27 protein-coding genes, 1 tRNA gene and 2 pseudogenes (1 of these 30 cut by a window edge) are annotated in these 24,287 nt (G+C 64.5%); 7 read left to right on the forward strand and 23 right to left on the reverse strand.

Going from position 1 to position 24,287, the window contains the following annotated elements; genetic code table 11:
- Nucleotides 1-414 (forward strand): annotated as a pseudogene (locus tag EGH24_RS10180) (beta-CASP ribonuclease aCPSF1) (it extends 1,512 nt beyond the left edge of the window).
- Nucleotides 415-435: 21 nt separating this feature from the next.
- Here EGH24_RS10180 and EGH24_RS15385 read toward each other — a convergent pair.
- From EGH24_RS15385 to EGH24_RS10210, 7 genes are all read right to left on the reverse strand, one after another.
- Nucleotides 436-606 (reverse strand): HVO_0758 family zinc finger protein, encoded by a 171-nt coding sequence (locus tag EGH24_RS15385; RefSeq protein WP_185903299.1) that lies wholly within the window; start codon nucleotides 604-606, stop codon nucleotides 436-438.
- A 704-nt stretch (nucleotides 607-1,310) separates the two neighbouring features.
- Nucleotides 1,311-2,135: a nitrilase-related carbon-nitrogen hydrolase gene (locus EGH24_RS10185; RefSeq protein ID WP_142980038.1), complete on the reverse strand. Its 825-nt coding sequence runs from the start codon at nucleotides 2,133-2,135 to the stop codon at nucleotides 1,311-1,313.
- A 3-nt stretch (nucleotides 2,136-2,138) separates the two neighbouring features.
- A complete protein-coding gene (locus tag EGH24_RS10190; protein WP_142980039.1) occupies nucleotides 2,139-2,558 on the reverse strand; it encodes an SRPBCC family protein in 420 nt (139 codons plus the stop codon).
- 55 nt (nucleotides 2,559-2,613) lie between these two features.
- Nucleotides 2,614-2,838, reverse strand: coding sequence for a DUF7123 family protein (locus EGH24_RS10195; protein ID WP_142980040.1), 225 nt, complete (start codon nucleotides 2,836-2,838; stop codon nucleotides 2,614-2,616).
- Nucleotides 2,839-2,922: 84 nt separating this feature from the next.
- Complete coding sequence (locus EGH24_RS10200) at nucleotides 2,923-3,105, reverse strand: DUF7525 family protein (protein ID WP_142980041.1); 183 nt, start codon at nucleotides 3,103-3,105, stop codon at nucleotides 2,923-2,925.
- A gap of 87 nt (nucleotides 3,106-3,192) precedes the next feature.
- A complete protein-coding gene (locus EGH24_RS10205) occupies nucleotides 3,193-4,221 on the reverse strand; it encodes a PhoU domain-containing protein (protein ID WP_142980042.1) in 1,029 nt (342 codons plus the stop codon).
- 132 nt (nucleotides 4,222-4,353) lie between these two features.
- Complete coding sequence (locus tag EGH24_RS10210) at nucleotides 4,354-5,481, reverse strand: ATP-NAD kinase family protein (protein WP_142980043.1); 1,128 nt, start codon at nucleotides 5,479-5,481, stop codon at nucleotides 4,354-4,356.
- A gap of 89 nt (nucleotides 5,482-5,570) precedes the next feature.
- On the opposite strand from EGH24_RS10210, the gene EGH24_RS10215 reads away from it, so the two are divergent.
- A complete protein-coding gene (locus tag EGH24_RS10215) occupies nucleotides 5,571-6,779 on the forward strand; it encodes an MFS transporter (protein WP_142980044.1) in 1,209 nt (402 codons plus the stop codon).
- 200 nt (nucleotides 6,780-6,979) lie between these two features.
- On the opposite strand, the gene EGH24_RS10220 is transcribed toward EGH24_RS10215, so the two are convergent.
- The 5 genes from EGH24_RS10220 to EGH24_RS10240 all read right to left on the reverse strand — a co-directional run bounded on the left by EGH24_RS10220 (nucleotide 6,980) and on the right by EGH24_RS10240 (nucleotide 10,329).
- Nucleotides 6,980-7,681 (reverse strand): competence/damage-inducible protein A, encoded by a 702-nt coding sequence (locus EGH24_RS10220; RefSeq protein WP_142980045.1) that lies wholly within the window; start codon nucleotides 7,679-7,681, stop codon nucleotides 6,980-6,982.
- Nucleotides 7,678-8,448, reverse strand: a complete 771-nt coding sequence (locus EGH24_RS10225) for a DUF5803 family protein (protein ID WP_142980046.1) — start codon at nucleotides 8,446-8,448, stop codon at nucleotides 7,678-7,680. The genes EGH24_RS10220 and EGH24_RS10225 overlap by 4 nt, the downstream gene beginning before the upstream one ends.
- 2 nt (nucleotides 8,449-8,450) lie before the next feature.
- On the reverse strand, nucleotides 8,451-9,122 hold the full coding sequence (locus EGH24_RS10230) for a DUF2110 family protein (RefSeq protein ID WP_142980047.1): 672 nt from the start codon (nucleotides 9,120-9,122) through the stop codon (nucleotides 8,451-8,453).
- Entirely contained in the window at nucleotides 9,123-9,656 is a 534-nt protein-coding gene (locus EGH24_RS10235; protein WP_142980048.1) for a transcription factor, read from the reverse strand.
- Nucleotides 9,657-9,729: 73 nt separating this feature from the next.
- On the reverse strand, nucleotides 9,730-10,329 hold the full coding sequence (locus tag EGH24_RS10240; protein ID WP_142980049.1) for a tRNA (cytidine(56)-2'-O)-methyltransferase: 600 nt from the start codon (nucleotides 10,327-10,329) through the stop codon (nucleotides 9,730-9,732).
- A 94-nt stretch (nucleotides 10,330-10,423) separates the two neighbouring features.
- On the opposite strand from EGH24_RS10240, the gene EGH24_RS10245 reads away from it, so the two are divergent.
- Nucleotides 10,424-11,563 carry an iron transporter gene (locus EGH24_RS10245; RefSeq protein ID WP_142980050.1) on the forward strand — a complete coding sequence of 380 codons (1,140 nt, stop codon included), beginning with the start codon at nucleotides 10,424-10,426 and terminating at the stop codon, nucleotides 11,561-11,563.
- A gap of 102 nt (nucleotides 11,564-11,665) precedes the next feature.
- On the forward strand, nucleotides 11,666-12,556 hold the full coding sequence (locus EGH24_RS10250; protein ID WP_142980051.1) for a CheF family chemotaxis protein: 891 nt from the start codon (nucleotides 11,666-11,668) through the stop codon (nucleotides 12,554-12,556).
- Nucleotides 12,557-12,611: 55 nt separating this feature from the next.
- Here the strand turns inward: EGH24_RS10250 and EGH24_RS10255 are convergent, their stop codons facing one another.
- Together EGH24_RS10255 and menE are read right to left on the reverse strand one after the other, a co-directional pair.
- Nucleotides 12,612-13,907 carry a DUF7405 family protein gene (locus EGH24_RS10255; RefSeq protein WP_142980052.1) on the reverse strand — a complete coding sequence of 432 codons (1,296 nt, stop codon included), beginning with the start codon at nucleotides 13,905-13,907 and terminating at the stop codon, nucleotides 12,612-12,614.
- Nucleotides 13,908-13,966: 59 nt separating this feature from the next.
- On the reverse strand, nucleotides 13,967-15,652 hold the full coding sequence (gene menE, locus EGH24_RS10260) for an o-succinylbenzoate--CoA ligase (RefSeq protein ID WP_142980053.1): 1,686 nt from the start codon (nucleotides 15,650-15,652) through the stop codon (nucleotides 13,967-13,969).
- A gap of 97 nt (nucleotides 15,653-15,749) precedes the next feature.
- Here menE and EGH24_RS10265 point away from each other — a divergent pair, with 97 nt between their 5' ends.
- A complete protein-coding gene (locus tag EGH24_RS10265) occupies nucleotides 15,750-17,195 on the forward strand; it encodes a DUF402 domain-containing protein (protein WP_142980054.1) in 1,446 nt (481 codons plus the stop codon).
- Between the two features lie 31 nt (nucleotides 17,196-17,226).
- Here the strand turns inward: EGH24_RS10265 and EGH24_RS10270 are convergent, their stop codons facing one another.
- From EGH24_RS10270 to EGH24_RS10285, 4 genes are all read right to left on the reverse strand, one after another.
- Nucleotides 17,227-17,553 carry a NifU family protein gene (locus EGH24_RS10270; protein WP_142980055.1) on the reverse strand — a complete coding sequence of 109 codons (327 nt, stop codon included), beginning with the start codon at nucleotides 17,551-17,553 and terminating at the stop codon, nucleotides 17,227-17,229.
- A gap of 83 nt (nucleotides 17,554-17,636) precedes the next feature.
- Nucleotides 17,637-18,605: an ROK family protein gene (locus tag EGH24_RS10275; protein WP_142980056.1), complete on the reverse strand. Its 969-nt coding sequence runs from the start codon at nucleotides 18,603-18,605 to the stop codon at nucleotides 17,637-17,639.
- 91 nt (nucleotides 18,606-18,696) lie between these two features.
- On the reverse strand, nucleotides 18,697-19,080 hold the full coding sequence (locus EGH24_RS10280) for a DUF5611 family protein (protein WP_142980057.1): 384 nt from the start codon (nucleotides 19,078-19,080) through the stop codon (nucleotides 18,697-18,699).
- A gap of 86 nt (nucleotides 19,081-19,166) precedes the next feature.
- Complete coding sequence (locus EGH24_RS10285; protein ID WP_142980058.1) at nucleotides 19,167-20,003, reverse strand: NAD+ synthase; 837 nt, start codon at nucleotides 20,001-20,003, stop codon at nucleotides 19,167-19,169.
- A gap of 477 nt (nucleotides 20,004-20,480) precedes the next feature.
- Between EGH24_RS10285 and EGH24_RS10290 the strand changes: the two genes are divergently transcribed.
- Nucleotides 20,481-20,990 (forward strand): hypothetical protein, encoded by a 510-nt coding sequence (locus EGH24_RS10290; RefSeq protein WP_142980059.1) that lies wholly within the window; start codon nucleotides 20,481-20,483, stop codon nucleotides 20,988-20,990.
- 32 nt (nucleotides 20,991-21,022) lie between these two features.
- On the opposite strand, the gene EGH24_RS10295 is transcribed toward EGH24_RS10290, so the two are convergent.
- The 5 genes from EGH24_RS10295 to pth2 all read right to left on the reverse strand — a co-directional run bounded on the left by EGH24_RS10295 (nucleotide 21,023) and on the right by pth2 (nucleotide 23,840).
- The gene (locus tag EGH24_RS10295) at nucleotides 21,023-21,469 is read right to left on the reverse strand and encodes a hypothetical protein (protein WP_142980060.1); all 447 of its coding nucleotides are present in this window, start codon (nucleotides 21,467-21,469) and stop codon (nucleotides 21,023-21,025) included.
- Between the two features lie 105 nt (nucleotides 21,470-21,574).
- Nucleotides 21,575-21,657: transfer RNA gene (locus tag EGH24_RS10300), tRNA-Ser, on the reverse strand.
- Nucleotides 21,658-21,703: 46 nt separating this feature from the next.
- Nucleotides 21,704-22,459 carry a TIGR04282 family arsenosugar biosynthesis glycosyltransferase gene (locus EGH24_RS10305; RefSeq protein ID WP_142980061.1) on the reverse strand — a complete coding sequence of 252 codons (756 nt, stop codon included), beginning with the start codon at nucleotides 22,457-22,459 and terminating at the stop codon, nucleotides 21,704-21,706.
- 312 nt (nucleotides 22,460-22,771) lie between these two features.
- Nucleotides 22,772-23,407, reverse strand: a complete 636-nt coding sequence (locus tag EGH24_RS10310; protein ID WP_142980062.1) for a uracil-DNA glycosylase — start codon at nucleotides 23,405-23,407, stop codon at nucleotides 22,772-22,774.
- 94 nt (nucleotides 23,408-23,501) lie between these two features.
- Nucleotides 23,502-23,840, reverse strand: coding sequence for a peptidyl-tRNA hydrolase Pth2 (pth2, locus tag EGH24_RS10315; RefSeq protein ID WP_142980063.1), 339 nt, complete (start codon nucleotides 23,838-23,840; stop codon nucleotides 23,502-23,504).
- A 106-nt stretch (nucleotides 23,841-23,946) separates the two neighbouring features.
- Between pth2 and dcd the strand changes: the two are divergent.
- Nucleotides 23,947-24,285, forward strand: a pseudogene (dcd, locus tag EGH24_RS15595) (dCTP deaminase); the annotation flags it as partial.
- Nucleotides 24,286-24,287: the final 2 nt, after the last annotated feature.

The following is a 24,287-nucleotide window of genomic DNA, read 5'->3' on the forward strand; positions in this document are numbered from 1 at the left end:
ATNNTCCTCTCGACNTCNGGGATGNTCACCGGCGGNCCGATCATGTCGTGGCTGCGGCATCTCGGTACGGACCCGGACTCCCGGCTCGTCTTCGTCGGGTATCAGGCACAGGGGACGCTCGGCAATAGAATCCAAAACGGCTGGGACGAGATTCCGATCAACGACAGCTACAACGGCGGTCGCGGCGACACACTCACGCTGAACATGAATGTCGAAACCGTCGACGGCTTCTCCGGCCACGCCGACCGCAAGGGGCTGATGGACTTCGTCCGGACGATGAACCCACGGCCCGAAAAGATCCTCTGCGTTCACGGCGACGAACGCTCGGTGCAAGACCTCTCGTCGGCACTCTACCACGAGTTCGACATCCGAACGTTCGCACCGAAAAACCTCGAAACGTTCCGCTTCCGCTAATCCACACGGCAGGGTGCCAGCTCAGGGTAGTTCTTTCCACTCGCGGCCGCACTCCGGACAGGTCCGGATCGCAAACACCTCGTCGTCCGGATTTCGCTTCTTCAGCGTCTCCTCACACTCGCTGCAGGCGACGCGCTCGTAGTTGTCCTTGTAGAGTTCGTCGTCCCGGAGTCCCTTCCGTGTCGATTTCATTACCGTATGTATTCGACCGCCATAGTAAAAACCTCCCGTGCGACAGCCGCACGACACGCTGGTGGCGTGGCGTTGGGAGGGTCGAACCGAATCGGGGCAAAAGGATGAGTAGCTGCCCGGATGTGAGGGGCAAGTGGAGTGTGGTGGTCGTCAGTACGTTGGGCGCGTGATCGCACATCCGTCGACCCGGCGGCCGTGGGGGACGGCCGTGAAATGGGGAAACAGGTCAGTTGGGGTCGACCGACCACGCTGCAACCGGTGGCGTGGGAACTGACCGCCCACGCCCCGGTGTCCCGCCTCACCGAACGCCGTTCGCTGTCACCTCCAGTATTGACATTACCAGCCATTTGGGGCGAGAGACATATATATCGTTCGCTAAATCCTAATATCTCTACTAATATCCAAATCAAAACCAAAGGTTGCTGTCGCTTTGTGAAAACAATAGTGACGAACCGGTGTTCGCTGGACGTTTGGCAAGAAGCACGGGGGGAAACGCCCGGTACCGACACCTGTGAGTCAGCAATCAATCGAATACGGGATCGAAGCGGACGCGGGCCGTGGCAGCCCCCGAAACCGTAGCCAGCGTCCGCAGGTGACCGGCGAGGTGTGGGCGAGGCGGTTATCGCCGACGGTGACGAGAAAAGCGTCAGTTCGTCGGCACCGGTAGTTGGACACTAAGCGGTAAAAACCCACCGTCCGCGAGTTCAGGCGTCGTCGAGACGGCGGTCATCGAGTGCTGGAAACGACCCTCGAACCGACGCCACCTCGTCGGGGTCGATCTCGGCGTGGATCGTCGTCGGCTCCGCGCCCGTACTGACGCAGGCGGTACCCCACGGATCGTAGACGGTCGAGCGGCCACAGAGCTCCGCGCCGGCGTCCGGGAACGTCCCCACGCCGTTGACCGCCGCGACGTACCAGAGGTTCTCGATGGCCCGCGCCCGGCCCAGCGTCTCCCAGTGTTCGATCCGCGGGTAAGGCCACGCGCTCGGAACGACGACGAGGTCGACGCCGCGATCGACCAACCGTCGGTAGAGTTCGGGAAACCGGAGGTCATAGCAGGTGGTCATGGCGACCGTGACACCCGCAAAGTCGACGACCGACAGCGACTCGCCGGGCACGAGCAGTTCGCTTTCGGCCGACTCGTAGCCGAAGAGGTGGTGTTTTCGATAGACGCCGCGCTGACGACCCTGTCGGTCGAAAAAGACTGACGTGTTCGCGTAGCCCTCATCGGCGGGAACATCGTAGCCGGCGGCCGCGCTGGCCGCGAGGTCTTCGACGGTGCTGCCGGCGACGAGACCGACATCGTTGTCGGCGGCGATCGCGGCGAGTCGGTCGAAGAGATCCTCGTCGAGGCCGGCAGCGTGGTCAGGATAGTCGTCGAACGCGAAGAAACCGACAACGAACTGTTCGGGGAGGGCGACAAGGTCGGCTCCGTCGTTCGCGGCATTGGCGACGGCCTCGCGGGCGGCTTCGAGGTTGGTTTCGACCGCGCCGGGGGTGATCTCCAGTTGGACGACAGCGAGGTCCATGGCTCAGGCGATATCAGCCCGGAGGGCCGCCTCCAAGTTGTCGAGTTCGGTGTCGAGATTCCGTTTGAAAAAGCGTTCGACGCCCGGGAGTTTGCCGTCGACGACGAACTCGTTTTTGAGCCGGCAGCCGCCATCAGTCTCGGTGATCGTGTGTTCGCCAGTCACCCGGAGTGCCTTCGAGCGACCCTCGAATTTGACTCGTGTTGGCGGCTCCCGGAGCACCTCTTGGGTTTCGACAGTTACTGTCGAGTTGATGAGCGGGATCGGGAGTTTCACGTGCCACGTCGCGCGGCTCTCGTCGTGGATATCGAAGGAGTCGACGACGCTGATCGCGCCGGCCCGCTTGACCGGGTCGGCAATGAATTCCCAGATGCGGTCGCCGGGCACGTCGAACTCGAAGGTCCGTGCAACACGGACGGTCATTACTCGATGCTGGGGAGGGAGGGTCAAAAAGGGCGCGGAAGCGGCGGATGTCGGCCTATTCAGGGGTGACTCGCCACGTCGTCGAGCGGGCGCGGCTCCACTTCTCGATATCGACATCGTCGGATTTCTCGGCGAGCTGTGGGAGGCGGACCCCTACTTGTTTCGAGGAGAGACCGATGGCGTCGGCGATGGTTTTCGCCCGGAAGTATCGTTCACCTCGTGCGACGCTGTCACGGAGATAGGCGACGATCCGTTTCTCCTCCTCGGTGTAGTCGGTCATCTACGGGAAGAAGGAGCCAAACAGGCTTAACGATTACGTCCGCCCGCAACGTCGCCGGTGGGCGGTTAGCTACGCCAGAAAGCGTTAGGCGTCGTAGATCTGGAGTGCTACGACCGCCAGCGAGGCGGCGATCACTGCGGCGGCGAAGCCCCACGCCTGAAACAGCTGCGTGCCACCGGCGAACATCACGCCGGCACCGAGAAACGCTACCACGCCGAGTGCCATCGCTACGCCGATTCCCTTGTCGGTTCCGTCGCCGTGTTCCATACCGAAGGCTGCCGCGGTGGCAACTTAGTTCATTCGACCCCGCTCGTCGGCGATCAGTGAATAGCAAAAAGCAAAGACTGCGCCGCGTTATTTGATCTCGACGTGCTCGGAGGCTTCGTTCAGCGAGAGGTTGGCGGCGATCTCGGCGTTCCGCATCGCGTACTCCGCGGTGTGTTGGAGGCTGACCAGCACCTCGCGGATCTGCAGCAGTTCGTCGTTCGGGAGCTCTTCGAGGTCGTCGAGGATCTCCTGTTCGCGGTCGGAGATCTCGCCGAAGAGGTAGCGACATTTGACCGTGAGATCGTAGTCGCGTTCGACGACAGACCGGACGGCCATTGCGGTCAACTCGTCGATCTGTTCGGTGAACTCTCGAATGCGGCGGATCGTTCCGCTGTCGACATCCGGTGGCTCCTCGGCGGAGGCGACGGTTTCGGCGATATCCTCGGCGTTGTCGGCGGTGAGTTCGAGGTTCTTCGCCACCGAGCGGTAGCCGATNAGCGGGAAGCNGGANTCGAGNCCGACCGCCCGNNNGAGGTTCGGGTTCTGGTAGGCNGTGAANATNAGNCGNANCAGNAGGACGAANATNTTGTTNGCCTGNCGCTCGCGGTTGAGCGCGCGCTGTGCCAGGTCGCTGTTGCCGTGGGCCAACGCCTTGACGGCCTCGCCGCGCATCGTGCTGCCGGTGCTTTCGAGGCGTTCGAGGAGATTGTCGAGCGTGAAGTCCTCGGGGTCGGCCGAACAGCGGATAGCGATGCGTTCGGGTGTTTCCTCAACGACGCCGAGACCCATCAACTGCGTTTCGGCCTTGTAGACCGCGTTGATGTGTTCGGAATCGAGGGCGTCTTCCTCCTTCTGGACGTGGATCACACGCCGCCCAAGGACGTACTGAGCAACGATCGCGCGTTCGACCGCGCCCGCATCAAGGTTGTCGGCATGAATGATCGCCTCGCTTTCCTCGGTGTTGGCTGATTCCGGAAGAACGGTGAGCGTGCCTTTCCCGCCCATCCGGATCGAGACCTCATCGCCCTTTTCGACGTAGTGCTCTTTGGTCCATTCCGCCGGCAGCGTCATCGCCAGCGTCGACGGACCGAGTCGCTGGACTTTCCGCGTTTCCATACGGTCGCTGGGGGCTGTACCCGCTTAATTGTATGCATACAATGGGTAGATTTGGAGGTATGTTGAAGCGACATGGCTTCCCTGAGAAATATCAATATGTGATTGTCTCTCACGATAGAAAACTGGACGAATCTAGACGATCTTCAACATCCGCGTCTCGAATTTGCCGACTCGGACCTGCTGCCAGCCGCTGAGGTCGGCGTCCAACTCCGGGTCGTCAGTATCGACACGGAGAGCGCGCAGGTCATCAAGTTTGGATCGGGAGGCGACGACCTCGACATCCGCCTGCCGGATAACTTCCGGCGAGAGTTGCGGGTTCCCACGGCCGAAAACGAACCCTTGGCCGCCGATCGGCGAAACGATGATCGTGTTCTGCTCGCCCATCGCCGCGAGAATCTCGTCTTCGCTGGCGTCGACAGCGAGGACCTCGCCGTCGCGCCACACGTCAACGCCGAGCGGTGAGCCCTCGAAGCCCAACGCGGATTTGATCGCCGCCATCGTCGATCCCGGTCCGAGAACGTAGGTCGTCTCGGGATCGACACCGCTGGCAACCCCCTCAGCAAGGGCCTCGACGCTGCCGCCGCCCCGCTGTTTGGCCGACTGAAGGCCGTCGGCGACGGGGACGGAGGCGACCGCGCGGAGTTCAGGACTGACCTCGCCAGCCCGATAGTCCTCCTCGTCGATGTCCATCACTTCCCGCTGCTCGATGCGGTCGAACTCAACGACGATGTCGGCGGCGGCTTCGGGCGAGACCGCAAACACCGAGGAGTAGACCTTGACGCCGGCAGGCACGCCGAGCAGCGGAATCACGGTATCCGACAGCGCCTCGGCTACGTCGGCCGCAGTGCCGTCGCCGCCGACGAAGAGCACGAGTTCAACGTCGTTGTCGACGAAGGCCTCGACCGCTTCTCTGGTATCGGCAGCGGTCGTGTCGCTGTCACCAGCAGTCGTATCGGTGTCGCCGCTGGACTCAGTCTGTTCGATATCGTCAATGGTGGTTGATGGCCCGGCTGGCTCGTAGACGACCCGTGGATCGAAGCCGGCCGCCCGCACGGCGTCGGCTCCCATCGGCGCGCCGGCGGTGACGATCTCGATGCTGGGATCGCGCTCGGCCAGTCGATCGAGCACCCGGCGGGCGCGCTCGGGGGCGCGCGGTTCGGCCCCGCGCTGTCGGGCTTCGGCCACCTTGCCGTCGGTTCCCTTGAGCCCGATCCGGCCACCCATGCCGGCGATCGGATTGACGAGGACGCCGAGTCGCATACCCGAGAGTCGGGTGGCGGCCCCAAAAGCGTCCTGTCCCATGGCTACTGAATCGGAACCCACTCCTATCACCGGAATCGACCGTCCGTATGGCACTCCGGGATCTCCGCGGCGACGGCCGCGGGTGGACGCTGCTGGCGATCGCGTCAGGCTGGGTGTTCGTCCTCGGCGGCCGGTTTCTCGTGCCCGCGGTGCTCCCGCAGGTCAAAGCCACGTTCGGCATCAGCGATGCCGGTGCCGGCGTGGCAATCACGATCATCTGGGCAGCGTATGGGCTAATGCAATCGCCCGGCGGCCTCCTGATCGACCGCCTCGGCGAGCGTCGCCTGCTGACCGGCAGCCTGCTGTTGACCGCGGCGAGCGTCGTCTTCCTCGGTGCTGCGCCGGCGTTCCTCGCCTTCCTCGTTGGCTGTGGAATCTTCGGGCTGGCGACCGGTCTCTACGGCCCGGCCCGCGGCACGGCACTCTCGCGGACGTTTCCGGATCATGACGGCACCGCAATCGGCGCGACGCTGGCGGCCGGCTCGCTCGGCTCAGCGATCCTCCCACTGGCGGCGGGCTCGCTCGTCGAAACCTACAGTTGGCGGCTCATCGTCGGCTCGCTCGGAGTCCCGCTCCTCATCGGAGCCGTCCTCGTCTGGCGAACGGTGCCGGGAACCGGCGGCGGAGCCGTCGGGACCGCGCCCCGCCAGCGCGTTAGCGACCTCCTCGATGCCCTGCGGGGCCGTGGCGTCGGGATCGCCATCGTGGCGACAACGCTGATGACGTTCGCGTTTCAGGGCGTCTCGGCGTTCCTCGTCACCTATCTGGTCTCGGTCAAAGATTTGGCGCAGCCGACGGCGGCGGCGATCTTCTCACTGATGTTCATCAGCGGCGGCGTCGCACAACTCGCGTCGGGCAGCCTCGCCGACCGGTTTGGCGACCGGCCTGTCTTGGTCGGCGTCGCCGCGACGAACATCCCGGTGTTGGCGGCCATTCCGTTCGTCGATAGCGTCGTCCTGGTCGCGCTGGTGTCGCTTTTGATCGGCGTGCGACTGGGAATCACGAGCGTCTCGAACGCCTACATCATCGCCGTGTTGCCGGATCGCGTGACCGGGACGGCATGGGGCGCGCTCCGGACGATCAGCTTCATGCTGGCGGCCGGCGGGTCCACGTTCGTCGGGACGATGGCCGACGCCGCGCTATTCGACGAGGCGTTCCTGCTGCTCGCCGTGCTTACTGCGGTCGCCGCCGTCCTGTACACGCAGCTTCCTTCCCGAGCAGCCGCAAGAGCAGCCGCGGCCGACACGAGCGGCTGAGAGCGACGGCGGCGGATCGAAAACGACGCTGACTATCGACGCCAGAATCTCAAACAATTAAACCGGTCGGCTGTCTACCCGGATGTAATGCTCCCACTGGAATCCGCGCCGCTGCCGATCTTCGAGACGGCCGCCGTCATCCTCGTCGCCAGTATCGTTCTCACACTCGGCTGGCTCGCCCTCGTCTTCCGCTGAGCCGCCTATTCCTCGTCGGACTCGGCGACAGTCACCTGCTCCGCGAACCACTCGGCAGCGTTGTCGACAGCGTCGGGATCGGTCCCGCGGAACTTCACGCGGACGAACTCGCCGGGATAGCTCCCGACATCCACAGCGTACCGCTGGCGCACGTCAGCGAGTCGGTCGAGTAGTTGGCTTTCGGGTTCGTCGGCGACGACGGTCGTGGTGTAGATCGGATCGCCGCTGAACTCCGTAGCGACGCGCTCGAACATTTCTTTCATCTCGGCGGGAACGCCCGGCAGGACGTAGATCGATTCGACGACCGCGCCGGGCGCGACGCCGACCTCGTTCGGGAGCATTCGCGCGCCGGCCGGGAGGTACGTGGTTCCCTCGTCGAGATTGTCGGCACTGTAGCCGCCCTCCTCGGTGAGCCACGCTTCGGCTTCGGGGTGGTGTTCGATCTCACGACCGACCGCCCGGGCGACCGCTGCCATCGTCATATCGTCGTGGGTCGGCCCGAGGCCGCCGGTGACGAGCACGGCGTCGTAGGCCGCCCGATACTCGTTGACGACTTTGGCGATGTCCTCGATCCGGTCGGGCAGCGTCGTGATGCGTTCGACCGTACACCCGCGGGCGGCGAGCTGTTCGGCCAGCCACGCGCCGTTGGTATCGACCGTCTCGCCGGCCAGTAGCTCGTCGCCGATGGTCACGATGGCGACGTTCATCGGTTTCGGCCTCCGTCATCGTCGTCCTCGTCGACGCCCATCTCGATACGAGCGGCATGCAGGCGGTCGATCTGCCGGCGGTAGTAGTAGAGCCCGCCGACCGCGATCGCCGACAGCAGGGCGACGATAACCGCAAAGATCGTGAGATCCTGCTCCTGATAGTACTGGACGAGGATCGTGTCGGTCGAGACGTCGTCCCACGTCACGCGAACGCGGTTGTCGACGAGTTCGGTTTGCGCACCCGGTGGAACGGCGTTGCTAAAGAGGAAGAAGTCCATCCGGCTGTTTTCGGGGAGGAGAACTTCGTAGGAGCCATCGACGTACGTCGGCAGCGTCAGCCGGCGCGGGGTCGCCCCCGCTGAAAAGGCCAGTTGGCCGTCGGCCGGCAGCGTGACATAGACCTCATCGGGTGTCTGATCGATCTCACCGCCGCCGCTGTCACGGAGTTCCGTTCCCGTGATGACGGTCCCGTTGGCGTAGCGGAATCGAACTGCGGAGATATCGAGCGGCCCCTCTTGGCCGATGCTGGTGGCCTGATAGAGCCGGAGCCGCTGGTCGGCCGAGACGTTGTAGACGGCTTGGACTTCCGAGCCGGTATGCAGCGTCAGGCTGACGTTGCGGTCAGTCTCCCAGTCGTAGGGTTCGGCGGGTTCGGCGTCGAGGACGTCATCGGCGATCTCCCCGCCACCGGTGACGTAATCGAGACAGCCGGCCGTGGCCGTGAGTGCGAGCACCGCGACGATAGCGAACGCGAGGCGTCGGTTCATGCTTACTCGTCGCCGATGACACAGCGGAGTTCCGCGGGGAGGTATTCGCCGATCGATGCTAGCAGGCCGGGCGGGTCGGTCCCCTCACCGCAGATGATCGACTGTTCCAGCAGGCCGAGGCGTTCGACAGTGACGATGTCCTGAGCGTGGCCCGCACGGTTGACTGTCGCCCGAACTTCACCGCGAGTCGCGCTGTTGACGTTGACGCGGCCGGGGCCACGCGGCCACTCGTAGAGTCGGTCGCGTTCGTCATCCGAGAGCCGCGAGGGGTCGCCGTAGACGAACTCCATCGGCAAATGTTGAATCAGGCCGAACCGCTCGCGGATCTGGGTTGGATCGCCCGGCCCGAGGCCGAGTTCGCTGGCTGGAATCCTGATTTCCTCGCCAGCGTCGAGCGTTATTCCGTCTTCGTCCCACGATTCGAGCGTCCCGGTGTAGGTTTCGCCGGCGTCGAAGTGGTCGGTGATCTCGCCCCACTGCTTGCGGAGGACATTACGGGCAGCGATGGCGTCTTCGCCGGTGATCGTCACCGTCACGAAGTCGTCGCTGCGGACGCCGATTTCGCTTTCGACGTGGAGGTCGCCGACGGCGTTGTCGATGAGCGAGCCGAGGCTCTTCAGCGATCGCTCGCGGGCATCGCCCTCGACGTAACACTTGGTGGCAAGGACGACCATTTAGTCGGCTTCCGCGTGGATGTCGGCGTTCAGTTCCTCACGCAGGGTGTTGAGTCGCTGTTCCATTGCCCCGACGAGGTCGTCGTTGTCCATCGACTCCAGCGGGGAGGCACACTCCGGACACTGGAAGCCCTGATCCATCGCGTCGCCGAACTCGAAGCGGATCGAACAGACCTCACAGAGGTAGAACTCGTGGGTGCGCTCGTACTCCTCGCGTTCCTCAAGGGCCGCAAGGAGGCGTTCCATCTCCTCTTCGAGGTTTTCCGGGATGTTGTCGTAGTGGAACGTCCACAGATAGGTAAGCCAGCCGGAGTCCTCGTCGCGGACACGACGGTAGGAAGCGAGATCGTTCTCATAGAGGATAAACAGCGCGCGCCGAACGTCGTTGAGTTCGAGATCGAGTTCTTCGGCGAGCTCCTCGTCAGTCACCTCGCCCTCCGGCGGCGCGGCGGCAACGGGCATGCCTTCCGGGCCGACCAGCTCGTGGAGGTATTTCTGGATGACTGGATCGTTCAGTAGCTCCTCAAAAGCCATTACCGAATTCTCGGCGGTGAACTCGGTTAAAAGCTCCGACTGGGGGACAGCGGAAACACGGCCCGCGGCCGAGTTAGGCGTCAGTGTCGGTCGTGGCGTCGTCGCCAGCCTCGGAGTCACTGACTTCAGCACCGGCTTCCTCGACCGGGATCACCTTCTTGCCCGTTTCCTTCGGGATCACCGTCCGGTCGGCGTCGAGCCACTCTTCGTCGAGTTCTCGGCCCTCGAAGAGCCGATCCAAGAACACCGCCAGCCCGGCGACCTCCGAGTGCGGTTGGTTCGTCACGCCGATGTTCCAGTCGGCGTGTTCGTAGAGTTCGAACGGCACTTTCTCGCCGCCGACAACGACGAGCAGCGGGCCGGTCTCCAGCGACGAACGAACATCACTTTCGACGTCCTGAATCGGCTGGCCGTACATCGTGAGATGGGCGATCGGGCCGTCCCAGTTTCGGACGATTCCCTGCTGGCTGTCGCTTTGTTCGACCGCGAAGGGGCCGCCGAAGCGGCCGGTGATATCGGCGATCGTCTCGGCGGCTTGGGTAGCGTTGTCGGGGAGGAGCACGCGATCCGCGCCGAGCGCGCGGGCGGTGAGGCCGACGTGGGTCGTCATCCGGTCGTCTCGGCCGGGGCGGTGGCCGTAACGGAGGACGACGACCTCGTGTGGTCCCTGCATAGCGGAGGCAATCGGCGGAGCGGCCTGTGGGTTTCGTTTTCTCGCGCGGCGGCCGAACCAGAACGCACATTTCCGTCACGACCCAAGGCCAACTGTGAACCGACGTACGTTCCTCGCGGTTGCCGGAATCACGGCATCGACGGCCGTTGCGGGCTGTACGGGTGACTTCGAAACCACGACCAGCCGCGCTCCCGCTGTCCTTGAGGACCGGCCCGATGCGGTGTACCTTCCCACGCACTACGAGGAAATGAAGCCGATCGGGATGGAGACGGCGGGTGATATCACGGTCGGCGTGATGTACAGCTATCCCCATCGGTTCTGGACGCTCGAAAACGAGGGCGGTGAGTACGTCACCAACCGAACCGAGATCCAGCGGGACGACGCGGTGCATCTGATGTCGATCCCGTTCCACGAGCCGACGGGGACGGTCATTCCCGGCACCGGGCTCTCAGTCGAGGTCACACAGGACGGCTCGCTCGTCAGCCAAGAGGCGATCTATTCGATGCTCTCCCAGCGGATGGGGTTCCACTACGGCGCGAACTTCCCGCTCAACGGCGACGGGAGCTACGAAGTCACGGTGAGCGTCGGCGGCACGCGGATCAACCGCTTTGGCGCGTTCGACGGCCTGTTCGAAGACGCGGCGACAGCGACGATCCCCTTCGAGTACAGCGAAGCCGCTCGCAACGAGATCACCTATACCGTCCTTGAGGACGAAGCCGGCAGCAGGGACGCCTTAGAGCCGATGGAGATGGACGGACTGCCGACGGGCCGGGCTCCCGATCCGCTACCCGGCCGCCGGATCGGCGAAGCAACGAGCGGTGACGCACGGTTCCGCGTCCAGCACCTCTCCGAGAGCCGGTTCCTCGACAGCGACGCGACAAGCGGCGGCGACAGCAACGAAGCAAGCGAGAGCGGCAGCGACACAGGCAGTACCTACGTCGCCATCTCCGCCCAAACGCCCTACAACAAGCTTGTGATTCCCGGTATGGGACTCGATATGAGTGTCGGCCCGGCTGGCGACGATGCGGAGCCACGATTCGACGGCCGGCTCGCCCCCGGCATCGATCCGGAACTGGGGTTCCACTACGGCGCGGTCGTCGACGGCCTCGCTGCTGGCGACGAAATCACGCTCACCGTCTCGACGGTCCCACAGGCTGCCCGCCACGAGGGTTACGAAACCGCGTTCCTGACCATGGACGAGATGCGGCTGCAGGTCCCTGACGACGCAGTCTGATTTTTCGCTGAGCGCGTCGCTGTTCCTGACCGTGTCGGTGGCGAGAACGTGATACTGGGGATATATACAATAGCAGGGCGTGACTAAACCTTACACGGAACTATGAGCGTCGTCGATGATTCGACTGGCCCCACGGCCAGTTTCCAGACGCGGTTTTACTCCAACGCCATCAGGCGGTCGGACATCCAGAACGGCGTGTGTGAGATCGACGGCGACGGTATCTCGCTTCGGGCCGGCAGTCAAGCACTGGATATCGAGTTCGCTGCGGTGACGGACCTCACTGTCGGCACCCCTTCCGAGCGATTCACGGACGAGCTTGAGAAGGCATTCGGGATCAAATTCACGGCTGCAGAAACCGCGCGCGTCTGCTTTATCGAGTATGATCCGGAGGTCGCCGATGTCTTCGAGTATGAGTTGTTCGCGGCGATCATCAACGGAGCCGCTGGGCTCGTGGAATTTGGAGCCCAAAAGGGTGGCCAACAGCGGGACACAGCCGCGAAACGAGTGGAGGTCGCAATCGACCCCGAGCGCGTGGTCTTCAAACTGGATGGCTCGGCAACCAAATCGATCGCGCTTGGCGACATCGTGAATATTCAGTTCGGCAAACGGACCCTCCGTGGGTCGAAACGCGATGTGATCAAGGTCGATCACATGGAGTTCCAGACACGAACCACCAGCTACCTGAGCCTGCATGAGGATCGACTCCAACACCTGTTCAACCGATATCTCCGGTCTGAGTACGCCGAACTCCAGGCCGAGATCGAGGAAGCGGATGTGAGCGAAGCCGAAACCCAGTTGGTCATCGGCTACTACAGCACGCAGGACCTCAAACAGACCATGCACTCGCTCACTGACGGGAATACGAGTGAATTCGAGTCGATCTACGAGCAGGCACTTGAGCACGGATTAGTCACCCACCCCGATGACGGCGTGGGGCTGACACAGAAGGGTAAGATGCTGGCAAATACGGAGCTCGCAGTGGTGAACACCTAACCGACGAGCAAGGCCGCGTGCCGGATCAGATACGAGATGGGTCGACCGGCCGCGATTACTCCGGTCGCGGCGTCGGCAACGAGCGGTGCCGCCGCGGCGGGACGAGGAAGTAGCCACGGCGACGCGTGAAAATATATTCGAGGATGCCGTTGTTGACCCGCTGGCGGACCGCCGGCGTCACCTCGGTCATATTCGTGCCGTTCATCGCCCGGCGGACAGCCTCGAACTCGGAGACTCGCTGCTGTAAGGATGGGAAATGGAGGCTGGCGACTCGCTGATCGGAGCCGATGTCGTCGGTCGATTCGAAATGTCGGCGGAGCAGCCGGACGTTGCCGTCGTCGTCGCGGTTGGCACGGGCGGCCTTTTGCGCGTGGCCGACGCGACCGAACTCGCGGGCGTCGCGCTCGATGTCATCGACGAACTGGTCGATCCCGCTGTCATCGCCGAGGTTCGATCCGATGCCCTCAACGAGGCCCTGCTCGGCGTGGCTCGGGCTGAATAGTTCCATCACCCGATCCTCGTAGGACTGCTCGCCGTACCAGTCGTCGAGTCGCTGTCGGAGATTAGCGATCACCTTCGTCGTCCCGCCGGCGAAGGGGCCGTCGTCGAAGGTGACGGCTGACTCGCTGGCCTGGTTCCCGCGGAAGCCGGCTTTGAACCCCATGAACAGCGGCGACGCCTCGGGGACCGGCTTGGAGTCCGGGATGCCGGCAGCGTCCTGATTCTTCGCCGGGAGGCCCGCGCCGACGAACCCGGTGCGCCGGGAGTCGACGGTGGCGACATCGGTAATCGTCGCCGTCACGGATTCATCATTGGCCGTTTCGCGTTCGCCACGGAGGGCGGCGTCGGCTTCGAGGACGACCGCGGCGCGATCGCTAGCGAGGTGGACGACCGCGTCTTGGGTGTCGAACGTCGGCGACTCGAACGGCGAAAGGGCCGTCGGCTGTGGCAGATCGATCGCAGCCGGCAGCGACGCCTCAAATCGGTCGAAGTACGATGGCGAGTAGGCGATCGAGTGCAGCAAGCCCCGGTGGCTCCACTCGTAGGCGCGGTCGAGGACGCCGAGGGCTTCCTCCAGTGTCGCCCGTGCGTCTGCAGACGGCGGCCCGTCGCCGTCGAAATCGATGTACAGGAGGATCTGGTGGCGAGGAAGCTGGGAGTTCCCGTCCTCGTCGTGGCGGATGTACTCGCGCCACGCGTGTTGGCTCGGCGGTTTGGCCGCGGGGTCGCCGGCCGGCACCGGTTCGTCACCGAACCGATCGACACAGGCACTCAGCGCGCTCGTGCCGCCGAGCGCGACGGCCGCTTTGAGAAAGCGTCGCCGTGGGAGGTCGCCAGTGAGCTCTACCATTGGTTTGGCCTTGGTGGGCGAGGAACAGCAACGTTGCGGTTCGCGTCTGCTGTCGGTGATTACTGGGAGTCGTCAGTGTCGTCATCAACGTCGTCGCTGGATTCGTCGGCATCAGCACTATCGTCTGGCTCGTCGTCGATATCAGCATCGCTGTGATCGGCAGTCTCGTCGTCGGTGCCGTCGCCGGCGGGGAGCTGTGGATCCTCGATTCTGGTTATCGCCGCGCGCCCATCCAGAGCGTTCTCAGCGGCAGCGCGGTCGTCCGCCAACTCCTGTAGTCGCTCCCTGACTGCCTCGCGGTCGAGGGAACCCGAAGCCGTCCGCGGGAGGTCCTCGTCGAACTCGATCGTCTTTGGCACTTTGAAGTCGGCCAACCGATCCCGACAGGCCGTTTCGACTGCCGAGCGCGTGAGGTCGCTGTCGACGGGCACGACGAGCGCGGCAACGCGTTCGCCCCACTCCTCATCCGGCAGGCCGACGACGGCCGCGTCGTCGATACCGTGCTGTTCGCGGAGGACATCGACGATCTCGCCGGGGTCGATCGTCTCGCCGCCGCTGTGGATCCGGTCGTCGATCCGGTTGCAGACCACGAGCGCGCCGTCGTCGGTTCGGTATCCGGCATCACCCGTTCGTAGCCCATACTCGCAGAATGGGTCCTCGTCGTCGCCAACGCGATCGCCGTAGTAGCCCGGCGTGACGGTCGGCCCCGCGACGACGATCTCGCCCGTCTCGCCCTGCTCGACCGACCCGCCGTCGTCGACGATCGTGAGATCAGTCCACAACAGCGGCGCGCCGACGGCCGACGGGTTCTCGAAGGCCGCCTGCGGCCGCGCGGTGGCGACCTGCGAGGCGGTTTCAGTCATCCCGTAGGTCGGATGAACAGGGATCGAGTAGTTCTCACAGCGGCGGAGCAGCGATCCGGGGGCGGGCGCGCCGCCGAGCAGGACGACCCGCAGAGAGTCAGACAGCGTTCCCCGCCGGTCAAGCATCCGTTTGAGCATCGTCGGCACAACCGAGACGACCGTCACGTCGTAGCGGTCGATGTCGTCTGCCGCCCGCCCCGGCTCGAACTCCGAGCGGAGGACGACGGCAGTCCCGTAGAGCGTCGACCGGAAGATCGGCGCGATCCCGCCGACGTGGTACAGCGACAGCGTCAACAGCCAGCGATCATCGGGGTCGACACCGAGGCGGAACGCCGAGGCGATCGCGCTGGCGAGTAGGTTTCCCATCGTCAGCACGACCGGTTTCGGTCGACCGGTCGATCCCGAGGTAAAGACGATCAACTGCGTGTCGTCGCGGGCCCACTCGGCGGGCGTTACCGACTCCGGCTCGACCGTTTTGAACGACTGGACGGAATCCCACTGCGGCTCGTCGATCGAGGCGACGGGAACGCCGTCGGCCGCCTCAACGGCCTCCGGCTCGGTGTCGGCGTCACAGACGAGCATCGAGAGATCGACCTGCTCGATCTGGGCGGCGAGTTCGGCGGCCGTCAGGCGGCTGTTGAGCGGGACGAGATGGAGGCCGAGCCGCTGGGCCGCATGGAGGAGACACATCGACAGAAAACCCGTCGAGGTGAGCATGCCGACCTGTTCGCCGGGCTGGACGCCGAGGGCCGCCAGCCGGCCGGCGGTCTCGTCAACGGCGGCGTCGAGCCCGGAGTACGACCATCGGGTGTCGCTGTCGGCGTCGATGACCGCGAGCTCGTTCGGCGTCGCTGCCGCGCGGTGGCCCAGCCAGTCACGCATCGCCTGAGTGGAGCGGGCGACTGCACATAATCTTGTGGGCGATGGCGACTCGAAGCGAAGCGGCAAGGTTCAAACAGGGCCGTGGCAACACCCGAGTATGCAAGGTGAGGCCCACTGCGTCCGGGTCCGCGGCATCTACGCGACCGCGCTGACGAAGCTGTGTCTCGATGCGGGCTGGACCGTCGTCGACGCCTCCGAACCGATCAAACGCCGGTTCGACGCCGAGTTCGGGGCCGGCGGCCACGACGTTGCGATCGAGACGACAGCCGACCGACAGGGGGTCGCCGTCGCCGGCGAGCCAGCGGCCGTCGACGATGTGGTCGACCGACTCAGCGAAGTCGGTATCGACACCTTTTGCTGGGCTGAGCCGGCCCCAGTCGGCGCGGTTTTCGACGGGCGCGTCACCGACACCCAGCGGCGCGGAGCCACCGTCGATCTCGGCGAATCGACTGGCTACCTTCCGTTCGACGCGGTCGACGACCACATCGACAGCGGCGATACCGTCCGCGTGCAGGTGCGAGAGACAGCCCCGCCGTGGCGCGACAACCGACGGCGACTCGGAAGCGAGATCCGTGTCTCGACCGGACTCGTGACGCTGCTGCCGGAATCCGGGTCGGCGACGGTCGACAGCCACAACGAGGCCGCCGCCCGGGAACTGCTCGGGATGGTCGATCTGCTGGACGTTGCCGCACCCGAGGGCTGGCGAATCCGGTGGGAGCACGCGGCGACCGAGGCGTCGATGGAGGAACTACGGGCTGCGCTGGAAGCCGCGAGCGCACAGGCTGAAACGGTGGCCGAGAAACTCGATAGCAGTGGCGAGGCCGCCGGCGAGGGCGAGGCACCACAGCAATTGTTCACCCAAGGGGCGGGCTACTGGTGTTGGTTCGGCAGAGAATCACGGTTCGCTCTCGACGAGAGTCGCCGCGAGGTGACCGAAACGATGGCGGGCCACCATCGAACCAAAGCCGGCAGCGACGGCGCGAGCGCGGCGGTCGACTTCGTCGAATCGCTCTGCTCGGCCAGCGATCTCGGCGACACGGACGATGCGTTCCCGTTCAGCGTCGTCGCCGACAACTTCGGGCCGACTGTCGGCGACGAGATCGAAATCGGCCACGGCAAACCCGACGGGCGACTGATCAGCCTCGGCTCGGGCGCAGTCACCGAGCGCGACGCGGATTCCGTCACGGTTGTCCGCGAGATGTCAGGCGGCGGCAGCTACGACGGCCTCGGGGTGCCGCGCTCGGAAGGCGACACGGCGACGACGACGTTCCGGGAGGGCCGCTGGTGGTATCCGACCGTCTACCGCGAGCGCGACGACTCACTGATCGGGNNNACTTACGTCAACATCTGCACGCCGGTCGAGTGTTTCCCGGACACGGTTCGGTACATCGACCTCCACGTCGACGTGTTGAAGCACCCCGATGGAACAGTCGAGCGCGTCGACGACGACGAACTCGACGGGGCAGTCGCTGCCGGGTTGGTGAGCGAGGAAGTCGCGGAGAAAGCGAGAGCCGTCGCAGCCGCGTTGGAAGACTCGTTGTAGCGCGACGAGAGCCGGGCGCGTGGTCGTCGAGTTAGAAGTGGCCGGCCGATTCGTTGGAGTACTGCACGTCGCCGCCGCGGCCGCCTTCGACCGTGTCCGCGCCGGTGTCGCCGGTCGAGGGGACTTTGACCTCGACGTCTTCGATCTCCTCGAACTCCATGAACATATCGCGCTTGATGTTCTGGGCGGTGACATTGGAAATCCCACAGCCGGAGCAGGTGCCGCCGAGTTCGACGACGACCTGGCCGGTCTCGGGGTCGGCCTCTCGGACCATGCTCGTCCCGCCGTGCATCTGGATGATCGGCATCTGTTTGACCATCCACGTTTCAACGCGGGATTTGAGGCTCTCGTCGGTCATGGCTGTGCCTATGGGCTCAACGTATGGGTAAGTTGCGGTTCCAGCAGTCCGGACAGCGATGAATGATCGTGAACGATCACCGCTCAGAGCTTCGAGCGGTCGCCCGTCCCGCCGGTGAGCGCGCTGGCGACCGCGCCCTTGACAACCACGTCGTCGCCGAGATCGGTGAGGTTGACCTCGGGGATGTTCGTCATCACCATCTCGTCGAGGCGGTCGCGGATCGGATCAAGGACCAGATCGGGGTTGTTGAGCGCGACCGCACCGCCGACGTTGATGACCAGCGGCGCGTAGGCGTGGATGATGTTGGCGACGCCCATCGCGTTCCAGTGGGCGAGCTGGTCGATGACGTGGTCGGCGAACTCGTCGTCGCCGGCGAGATCAAAGATGTCGGCTGCCGTGAAATCGGGATTGTCGAACTGGAGAGCAGTGTCGATCGGATCCTCAGCGTGGAGGCGTTCGGCGTACCGTGGGATATTGTTGCCCGAACAGTAGGCTTCCCAGTGGCCGTCGTGGCCGCAGCCGCAGGTCATGAACCCCTGTGGGTCCAGCGTCATGTGGCCGACCTCGCCGGCGTTGCCGTCCCACCCGCTGATGACGTGACCGTCGACACAGATGCCCGCGCCGATGCCCGAAGAGATAGTCAGGTAGACCATGTCGTCGGGGTTGCGCTCGGCGTGGAACCGCTCGCCGATGACGCCGGCAATGGTGTCGTTGTGGAGGTAGACGTCGTCGGTCGCAAGGAGGTTCGAAATCGGGCCAGTGAGCGGAATCCGGTCGATCTGATCAGGGAGATTAGCGGGGTTTTCGACCGCGCCCGCGGCGAGATCCAGCGGGCCGATCGAGCCGATCCCGCAGGCCGTGACGGTGCCCGGTGTGACGCCGGCTTGCCCGCAGGCGTCGCGGATCAGTTCGAGAATCGCTTCGGTGACCGCGATGCCCGTCGGCCCGCGCGGCGTTTCGGCTTTGGCACTCCCGAGAATCGTCGCCGCGCTGTCGGCGACAACGGCCCGGATGTTCGTCGCCCCGAGGTCGACACCCACGTAGGAGGCCATCACCCGAGGTCGGGGGGCGACCGCACTTAATTAGGGCGTTTTTACTCGACGGCAGGGAGGGCGATGTGGCGCGGACCCGCGGAACCGGCACTCAGTAGTCGGGGGCGTCGTCCTCGACTTCGCGTTTCAGCGACTCACGCCGGGATTTCGCGTCGCGGCCCGTCGCCTCAAGAAGGAACTCGTTTTTCAGCGAGACGGCCTCTTCGGCGGCGTCGGCCTCGCCGGCGGCGATGACTTCTTCCGCTGGTCGCTCCTCGAAGTGGACGGCCAGTTTGTCCTTCTTGCCGCTGTACTCGGCGGCCCCAGCGAGGATACGGTCGAAGACCGCGTTGTCCGGGTCTTCAACGACGTACAGTTCGTGGCCGTTGTGCTCTTCGGTCCCGGTGACGGTGCCGAAATACGATTCGATGTTCGCTTTGAGGTCGGGGACGCGGTCGTCGAGATGCTCCCCACGGCGCATCTTGTACTCCTTCATCGCCCACTCCTTGCAGAGGGGACGGGTTATCCCTTTCGTCGTCGCTATCTACCAGCGAGGTGGAATATTCGGGGCGGGACCGCCGACTACTCCCCGAGCGGCTCGGGAGCCGGCGGCATCGAGCGCTTGTGCTCGCTGCCGGCGACAAGCGACTCGACGCGTTCGATCTGTTTGCGGTCAACCTCATCGAGGGTCCGCAGCGTCGCCGCCGTTGACAGCGGGCCGTCGATGTGAAGCGCGAGAATCGCGTCGACGGTGTCGTAATCGAGGCCGAGTTCGGCCTCGTCGGTCTGGCCATCCCACATGCCCGCAGTCGGCGTCTGGGCGACGAGATCCGAGGAGACGCCCAGCGAGGCGGCAAGCTGGCGGACCTGCNGNTTGTAGAGGNNGCCGATNGGGTTGCAGTCGACNGCCTGNTCGCCGTACTTNGTGAAGTAGCCGGTCATCGCCTCNGNGCGGTTNCCNGTNCCGAGNACGACCCGNNNNTCNGCGTTNGCGACGAAGTAGTTGANNACGGCTCTCGTGCGGACGTAGACGTTGCCCATCGCCATGCGGTTCTCGGTCGCACTCGGGACAGCCTCGAAGACTTGCTCGGCGATGGGCTGGATCTCGATGACGTCGTACTCGATACCGAGGTCGTCGGCGACCCGCTCAGCGTCGCTCATGTTGTCGGGGTCGTTGACCTCGCTGGGCATGACGAGCCCGTGGAGGCCGTCGGCCCCGAGGGCCTCGACAGCGAGGTAGGCCGTCGTCGTCGAGTCGATCCCGCCGGAGAGGCCGAGCGTCGCGCCGTCGGCGTCGGCGTCAGCGACGGTGGCTTCGATGAACGAGACGAGGGAGTCCCGAACCGTCTCAAGCTCCGACTCCGAGAACCGGAGGTCAAGGGGGGCGTCATCGGAGAGAACAGCGGCTGTAGTCGACATACAGAGGGAAGGGGTGGGATCGACTAATAGGCTTCTGCTGTCGCCGCGGGATGGACAAATGGTCGGTTTGGCCGCTTCCAGCAACCGAATCGGTTAGCGGCTGCCCGTATTTCAGCGAGGCCAGCAACGATACCGCGATAGCGACGCGGTGACAACCGCCGTGATCAGATACAGCAGGCAAACAGGTAAGTCGGCCGACTGACCAGCCGGCTTTCCTGGCGGACTGAAAGGGCGAGACGCGCGTGGCGGCGAAGCCGCCACGTTTGCGGCGGTCGGCTCTGCCGACCGCCCGCTCGGCGAACCCGGACGACGCAAGCACTGCAGGAGCGAGCACCGCGAGCGACGAAGCGCGCAGCGAGTCCCGGGAGCCGAGCGTGTCGAGGGCTTTCTACACGTACACACCAAACCCAACTCAGTATTTGAGCACGATCACGTCCAACAGATACCCCTTTGTGGGTGGCGACACCTCAGCCGACCGTGCAGCGAACACTTCGAGAAGCCGGCCCCGGACTGCTCGTTCCGCTGGCGTGGCTCGTTGTCGGAGCCGCCCACCGCGGCGTCGTCAGCGAGCGGTCGGTCTTCATCGCCCATCTGGTGATGGTCGGCTTCATCGCGTTCTTCCTGACGACAGGCTGGCGAGAGATGGACGACCGCGTGCTCCGCGGCTGGAGAGCGATCATTGTCGTGGGGCTGGTGATCACCGCGCTGGGAGCCGCCGGCTTCGTCGTCGAGTCGCTGGCGACGCCGCTGTGGACGATCAGCCTCGGTGGGTGGATGCTCTTGCCCGCCATCGGGTTGACCTATACCGGGCTGTTGCTGCCGGAGGCAACGAAAATCTACATCGGGAGTGCGACCGTCACCGTCGTCGGGGCGAGCGGCTATCTCATGGCGGCCGCGGGCGGCATCGAACTACTGGGACTGGCCGGGATCGCAGCCGTCGGGCTCGGACAGACCATCGGGATCTTGGATGCCGTCGCGCGGTACTGATTACAGAACGGGGTGGACCTCGGAAATTCGCCTCATCGCTTGTCGGCAGAGAGAACAGGGCTTCCATCAGTGATCTCGATGAACACCTCTGGCCCCAGCTTGATATCGTATGCATCAAGCGAGACCGACACCGCTTCTCGGTGCTCGTCGTCCACGACGGCCGAAACAGTGTAGACACCGGGCTGATAGATGTCCAACCCGAATTGCTGGGTGGCAGCGGATGCGAGCGTGAGCCGCTGGGTCAGTAGCTCTTCGTCGTCGTTGGCGATCGTAACCGTGACGCTATACCGGGCATCATCCGCATTTTCAAGCGAGATGTGGAGAGTATTTGACTGCTGTAGGCTCTCGTCGCCGGGACCACCGGCTTGCGTCGAAGACGCAGTATCCGGCTCCGAGGAGTTCTCTTCGACGCGCCCAACGCAGCCACTCAGAACGGGGCACGTCGTCCCACAGACCGAGAGAAACCGACGGCGATTCATACGAGGCGGTCAGCCGCCGGGAATAATAGTTGTTCGAAATACACGAACGCGCTCACAGCGATGGCGAGCACACGCGGTGCTCGCCGTGTTGTTCGTGCGAGAACTCGGTGGGACTGGGATTCGAACCCAGGAGGCCAAAGGCCACCTGCTTTCAAGGCAGGCGCAATAGTCCACTCTGCCATCCCACCGCATCCGAAAACGCGTGACCGCGGGTAAAAACCGTTCTGGTTGGTCCTACTCCATCATCAGTTCTGGCCCGTCATCGCCGTCGACAACCGCCAGCCCGTGCTCATGGACGAACGCGGCCGTCTGCTCGGGGACGATCCGCCCAGCGGTGAACCGCGCCCGAAGCTGTGGCACCAGCGTCCGCAAATCCGCGCCGGTTTCGACGACCGACGACAGCGGCAAGAATGCAGTTTCCAAGTCGGCGTCGGCCGCGCGGTCGGCGAGTCGCTGCTGTTCGATGCCGACGAACGCCTCGCTGAAATCGATCGGTTCGGTGAACCCGGCGTAGTAGGCCCGGCCCTCGGTCGTCGGCCCGATCACGACCTCGTTGGTGCGGAGTTTCATCGCCGCCTCGTCGATCAGTTGCCGAGTCAACAGCGGCGCGGTGCCGCGGACGACGGCGACTGAGTTGGCTTCCTCGTCGCGCAGCAGGTGGGTTGCCGTGTTGCCCGCTCGCGCCGAGAACGACGAGCCGACCTGCGGCTCGAATCGCACGTCGTCGGTGTCGTCAACGGCCTCGGCGACCAGCGCGCGCAGTTCCGCGACCGGCTCGGTGTCAGTTTGGTGGGCCTCGGGCAGTTGCTCGGATTTGGGGTAATTCACCAGCAGCTCCGCGCCGGAGCGGTCGATCGCGCGGAAGGTATCCTGCAGCATCGCCCGATAGAGGTCGGTCGCCTCGGCGGTCGAGAGTGGACTCGTCGCAGGCAACTCGGGCAGCACCAATCCCTCCCGCGGCGGCGGCGTGAGGGCGGCGATAACAGTCATAGACGGCTCTCGGTGCGGCGGCGTCTTGAACGCGATGATCCGCGACTACGACGGGGTGGGAATCGGATGCGCAACTGTGGACGAGAAATAGTGATAGAAAGCCCTCAGCAGGCTCGGCTTCCGCGGCTCGCTGCGCTCCTCACCGCTCGCTTCGCTCGCGGTTGCGGTGCTTACGTCGCCGGGGTTCGCCGACCCTGCTTCGCCCTTTCAGTCCGCCAGGGGGCGGCTGGTCGGTCGGCCGACTTGCTGGGTGCTTGCATATTCGTCGCTAAAAGTATCCAAGGCAGCAACGCTGCCGCGGCAACGGCGTCGCTACCGACTCTGTCGGCCCTTCGTCTGGCGGTAATCGCGCGAAAAGACGTTCTCAGACAGGTGCTCGATGAACGCCTCGCTGTCGGCGTCCGTCTGGCGGTCGAGTTCCAGCATGGGGACGAGTTCGAAGCCGCGACCGCGAACCGTCGTCGCGTGGATCTCGTCGATGTTGAACTCCTCGGGTTTGCGGGTCGTGTACTCCATCGCCAGCGACTCGATCACGCGCTGGCCGATCGGGACGATGATCTGGGGATTCATCATCCGGATTTCGGCGTTGAGATACGGCTCGCAGGTGTCGATCTCCTTTTTCGTCGGGGGTCGCTCGGGATGCCGGCAGCGCGTCAGATAGGTACAGAAGGCGTTCTGCATATCCGGCCGGTCGGCGTCGGGCTCGGATCGAACGAACCCGAGTTCGCCGAGGATCCACTGGAGGCGTTCGCCCGCGTCGTCGCCGGTGAAGGGGATGCCGGTCTCGTCGGCGCCAGCGTGGGGTCGCTCGGCGATAAAGAGGAACTCGCCGCCGACATCGCCGTAGCCGTGGACGACGTGCTCGCGGGCGTCACAGAGGTTCGGGCAGTTGGTGCAGTCGGCGTCCATCCCGAACGGGTTTTCGAACTGCTGCTGATTGGCGTCCACAGTCGCCCATCGGCGTCGAAACGCAAAACCGTACGGGTCGCCGACGACAGCGAGCAAACGAAATCCGTTGCTCGGGACAGCGGAGGAACCAGTCTTAGAACAGCGAGAGATCGCCCGTCACCTTATCGACCAGCGATTCCTCGCCGGGACCGACCGCCAGCGTCGTCGCCGTCCCCGAATCGAGTTGCGTGTGGCCGGCATCGCGGATGATCGCGTTCGGCAACCCCTCGACGCGGGCTTTCTCGGCGAGTTCGAAGAGGGCCGACTCGCCGGCGACTTTGACGACGACCTTCTTTTGGCCGTCGCCCTTCCAGGCTTTCTGTGTTCGGCGGTCGGCGTCCTCGTAGGCCGATAGCGACGCGTGAGCGACTTGCGCGGCGAGTTTGCCCTGCCCCATCCCGAGATCGGTCCGGGCGGCGATGACCTGTTTCATACTCCGTGTTGCGACGGGGTTCCCAAGAGGCTATGGATCGGTGGGTGAGCGATGATCGCTGGCGGATTACGTTGGTTTTTAGCCGGCTGGCCGCACTCTGAGAGGCATGATCCTCTCGGATACCGATCTGCTCGAACGACTGGGCGAGGGCGACCTCGTCGTCGAGCCCATCGACGACCTCGATACCCAAGTCCAGCCGGCGAGCATCGATATGCGGCTCGGCTCCGAATTCCTCGAATTCCAGCGCACCAACATCCCCTGTATCCACCCTGACCGCGCCGACGAGGTCGACGAGTACGTTCGGGAAACCTACGTCGAGGAGGGCGACGAATTCATCCTCCATCCGGGCGATTTCGTCCTCGGCACGACGAAGGAGCGCGTCGAGATTCCCTCGGATCTCGTTGCCACCGTTGAAGGTCGCTCATCGTTGGGCCGTCTTGCGGTTGT

Source organism: Halonotius terrestris, assembly GCF_006861665.1.
GTDB lineage: Archaea > Halobacteriota > Halobacteria > Halobacteriales > Haloferacaceae > Halonotius > Halonotius terrestris.

Bases quoted from the DNA above. Each gene is read 5' to 3' on its own strand.
- EGH24_RS10235 (WP_142980048.1), bottom strand. From the start codon at position 9,656: ATGGCTTTTGAGGAGCTACTGAACGATCCAGTCATCCAGAAATACCTC.
- EGH24_RS10210 (WP_142980043.1), bottom strand. From the start codon at position 5,481: ATGCGACTCGGCGTCCTCGTCAATCCGATCGCCGGCATGGGTGGCCGG.
- EGH24_RS10215 (WP_142980044.1), top strand. From the start codon at position 5,571: ATGGCACTCCGGGATCTCCGCGGCGACGGCCGCGGGTGGACGCTGCTG.
- EGH24_RS10250 (WP_142980051.1), top strand. From the start codon at position 11,666: ATGAGCGTCGTCGATGATTCGACTGGCCCCACGGCCAGTTTCCAGACG.
- EGH24_RS10270 (WP_142980055.1), bottom strand. From the start codon at position 17,553: ATGACCGACGAGAGCCTCAAATCCCGCGTTGAAACGTGGATGGTCAAA.
- EGH24_RS10230 (WP_142980047.1), bottom strand. From the start codon at position 9,122: ATGGTCGTCCTTGCCACCAAGTGTTACGTCGAGGGCGATGCCCGCGAG.
- EGH24_RS10190 (WP_142980039.1), bottom strand. From the start codon at position 2,558: ATGACCGTCCGTGTTGCACGGACCTTCGAGTTCGACGTGCCCGGCGAC.
- EGH24_RS10295 (WP_142980060.1), bottom strand. From the start codon at position 21,469: ATGAATCGCCGTCGGTTTCTCTCGGTCTGTGGGACGACGTGCCCCGTT.
- EGH24_RS10220 (WP_142980045.1), bottom strand. From the start codon at position 7,681: ATGAACGTCGCCATCGTGACCATCGGCGACGAGCTACTGGCCGGCGAG.
- EGH24_RS10225 (WP_142980046.1), bottom strand. From the start codon at position 8,448: ATGAACCGACGCCTCGCGTTCGCTATCGTCGCGGTGCTCGCACTCACG.
- EGH24_RS10275 (WP_142980056.1), bottom strand. From the start codon at position 18,605: ATGGCCTCCTACGTGGGTGTCGACCTCGGGGCGACGAACATCCGGGCC.
- EGH24_RS15385 (WP_185903299.1), bottom strand. From the start codon at position 606: ATGAAATCGACACGGAAGGGACTCCGGGACGACGAACTCTACAAGGAC.
- EGH24_RS10240 (WP_142980049.1), bottom strand. From the start codon at position 10,329: ATGCAGGGACCACACGAGGTCGTCGTCCTCCGTTACGGCCACCGCCCC.
- EGH24_RS10185 (WP_142980038.1), bottom strand. From the start codon at position 2,135: ATGGACCTCGCTGTCGTCCAACTGGAGATCACCCCCGGCGCGGTCGAA.
- EGH24_RS10195 (WP_142980040.1), bottom strand. From the start codon at position 2,838: ATGACCGACTACACCGAGGAGGAGAAACGGATCGTCGCCTATCTCCGT.
- EGH24_RS10255 (WP_142980052.1), bottom strand. From the start codon at position 13,907: ATGGTAGAGCTCACTGGCGACCTCCCACGGCGACGCTTTCTCAAAGCG.
- menE (WP_142980053.1), bottom strand. From the start codon at position 15,652: ATGCGTGACTGGCTGGGCCACCGCGCGGCAGCGACGCCGAACGAGCTC.
- pth2 (WP_142980063.1), bottom strand. From the start codon at position 23,840: ATGAAACAGGTCATCGCCGCCCGGACCGATCTCGGGATGGGGCAGGGC.
- EGH24_RS10200 (WP_142980041.1), bottom strand. From the start codon at position 3,105: ATGGAACACGGCGACGGAACCGACAAGGGAATCGGCGTAGCGATGGCA.
- EGH24_RS10280 (WP_142980057.1), bottom strand. From the start codon at position 19,080: ATGAAGGAGTACAAGATGCGCCGTGGGGAGCATCTCGACGACCGCGTC.
- EGH24_RS10305 (WP_142980061.1), bottom strand. From the start codon at position 22,459: ATGACTGTTATCGCCGCCCTCACGCCGCCGCCGCGGGAGGGATTGGTG.